Origin of the sequence: Cellulosimicrobium cellulans (genome assembly GCF_001722485.1) — a bacterium.
GTDB lineage: Bacteria > Actinomycetota > Actinomycetes > Actinomycetales > Cellulomonadaceae > Cellulosimicrobium > Cellulosimicrobium cellulans_A.
On record NZ_LWGL01000267.1, the window covers coordinates 1 to 2,528 of the forward strand.

3 protein-coding genes are annotated in these 2,528 nt (G+C 77.1%); 2 read left to right on the forward strand and 1 reads right to left on the reverse strand.

From position 1 onward, the window contains the following. The first annotated feature begins 174 nt into the window (after positions 1–174). Positions 175–1,479, forward strand: coding sequence for a sensor histidine kinase (locus JZ5iCDA_RS16765; protein ID WP_083260118.1), 1,305 nt, complete (start codon positions 175–177; stop codon positions 1,477–1,479). Then, the gene (locus JZ5iCDA_RS16770; RefSeq protein ID WP_069388156.1) at positions 1,476–2,135 is read left to right on the forward strand and encodes a response regulator; all 660 of its coding nucleotides are present in this window, start codon (positions 1,476–1,478) and stop codon (positions 2,133–2,135) included. The genes JZ5iCDA_RS16765 and JZ5iCDA_RS16770 overlap by 4 nt, the downstream gene beginning before the upstream one ends. A 27-nt stretch (positions 2,136–2,162) precedes the next feature. Here the strand turns inward: JZ5iCDA_RS16770 and JZ5iCDA_RS16775 are convergent. Next, the coding region (locus JZ5iCDA_RS16775) for a flagellar hook-length control protein FliK (RefSeq protein WP_171905420.1) at positions 2,163–2,528 on the reverse strand (366 nt) is incomplete at its 5' end.

Here is a 2,528-nt window from a genome sequence, read left to right on the forward strand (position 1 = left end):
GCGTGGGCCGTGGCGCTCCTCGGGGGCGGCGCGCTGTCCTTCGTGCGACGCGACCTCGTGTGAGCGACGGCCCGCACCGCACCTAGGGTGGTCGCGACCGCGCCGCACCGGCGGCGCGGTCGCGGCCACCGTGTCCCCACCGTGTCCACCACGTCCGCAGCCCGGGAGGCACCCGTGACCGAGGCACTGCGCCGGGCGCTCGCCGCCGTCGGCGTCCGCACCGCGGCGGGCCGCGACGCCGTCCTCGCGGGCGTCGTCGCCGTCGGGAGCGCAGCGCTCTTCCTCGCCGTCGAGCGCCTCGTCGCGTCGGAGGCGGGGGTCGCGTTCGGCGCCGGCCCGGGCGTCGTCGTCCTGACGACCGGGGCGCGGGTCGTCGTCCTCGCGGTCGTCGTCGCGCAGGCGGCCGCCCTCGTCCTGCGACGTCGCTCGCCGGTCGCGTGCCTCGCGCTCACCGTCGCCGGGCAGGTCGCGCTCCTCGCGATCCTGCCCGCGTACGTGTCGTTCCAGGCGCCCGCGACCCTCGTCGCGGCGTACTCGGCGGGCGCGTACGCCGCGCGGCGCCGCGGCCTGGTGGCCGCCGCGGGGGCCGCCGCCGTGCAGACGCTGCTGGTGTTCGTCCTCGGCGGCGCGGTGACGTTCGGCGCGAGCGGACCCGCCTACGCCGGGCAGGTGCTCGGCCTCCTGCTCAACGCGCTCGTCAGCTACCTCGGCGCGGCGCTCGTCGGCGAGTACGTCGCGACGCGCCGGTCCCTGCTCGCGGGGCTGCGCGACCGCGTGCGGCAGGCCGAGCGCGAGCGCGAGGTGCTCGCCGCGCAGGCCGTCCTCGAGGAGCGCGGACGCATGGCGCGCGAGCTGCACGACGTCGCCGCCCACCACCTGTCCGGCATCGTCGTGCAGGCCGCCGCCGCGGAACGCCTCGTCGACGCCGATCCCGAGCGGGCCAAGGAGTCGCTGCGGCGCATCCGCGCGCAGGGCCGCGAGACGCTCGACAACATGCGCCTCGTCGTCGGGATCCTGCGCGGCCCCGGCACCGCCGAGGGGGTCCCGCAGCCCACGCTCGACGACGTGCCCGCACTCCTCGCCGACGCGCGGGACGCGGGCGCCGTCGTGCAGGACACGACGCGCGGCGAGCCGTGGGAGCTGCCCCCGGCGGCGCAGCTCACGGTGTTCCGCGTGCTCCAGGAGGCGCTGTCCAACGCGCGCCGCCACGGGACCGGACGCGCGGTCGAGGTGCTGCGCGAGTACGGGCCGGCCGAGCTCGTCCTCACGGTCCGCAACACCGTCCCGCCGGACGCGGCCCGCTCCGACGGCGCGCGGCCGGGTCACGGGATCATCGGCATGTCCGAGCGGGCCGCCATGGTGGGGGGCACGCTCGCCGCGGGCCCGGCACCCGACGGCGCGTGGCGCGTGCGTCTCACGGTGCCGCGTCCCGCGCGCGCTGACCGCCGCGAACCCACCGACCCTGGGGAGGCCCCGTGACCCGCGTGCTGCTCGTCGACGACCAGGCGGTCGTCCGCGCCGGCTTCACCGTCATCCTCGAGAGCGAAGGGCTCGAGGTCGTCGGCGAGGCGTCCAACGGCGCCGACGCCGTGCGCGTCGCACGCCGCGAGCGCCCCGACGTCGTGTGCATGGACGTGCGGATGCCCGGCGGCGACGGGATCACCGCGACGCGCGCGCTCGCCGGGCCGGACGTCGCCGACCCCGTGCCCGTGCTCGTCGTCAGCACGTTCGACCTCGACGACTACGTGTTCGGTGCGCTCGAGGCCGGGGCGAGCGGGTTCCTGCTCAAGGACGCCGAGCCCGAGGTGCTCGTCGACGCCGTGCGGCGCGTCGCGTCGGGCGACGGGCTCGTGGACCAGACGCTCACGCGCCGCGTCATCGACGAGTTCGCGCGCCGCCGCGCCCCGCGGGGCCGGGACGACGCCGCCGCCGGACTGCTCACCGCGCGCGAGCACGACATCGTCGCGCTGCTGTGCCGAGGGACGTCCAACGCCGAGATCGCGTCCGCGCTGTTCCTCGAGCCGAGCACCGTGAAGTCGCACCTCAGCCGCATCATGACGAAGACCGGCGCCCGGGACCGCGTGCAGCTCGTCGTGTGGGCGTACGAGCACGGGGTCGTCACGCCCGGCGCCTGACTCGCGGCCGGCCGGTCAGCCGCGCGGTCACCGACGCCGTGCCGGCAGGCCGGCGGCGTCGGCCGCGACGCGCAGGTCGGCCACGAGCGCGCGGAGCGCCTCGCGGCCCGTGTCGTGCGGCGAGAACAGCTCGATGCGCAGCTCCCCGCCCGTGATGTGGGCCCGCACCGTGACGGGACCGAGGTGCTCGGGCGTCACGGACAGGGTGAGGACGTGGTCGCCGTCGCCGGCGTCGAGCAGCTGGAACACCGGCCCGGACACCTGCGCGTGCAGCGTGGGCGCGGCCGGGGGTGGTGACGCCGGCGCCGTCGCGGCCCCCTCGACGCCGAGCCAGTGGTGGATGAGGAACGTCGTGTGGAACCCGATGAACAGCAGCCAGAAGTGGATCTTGCC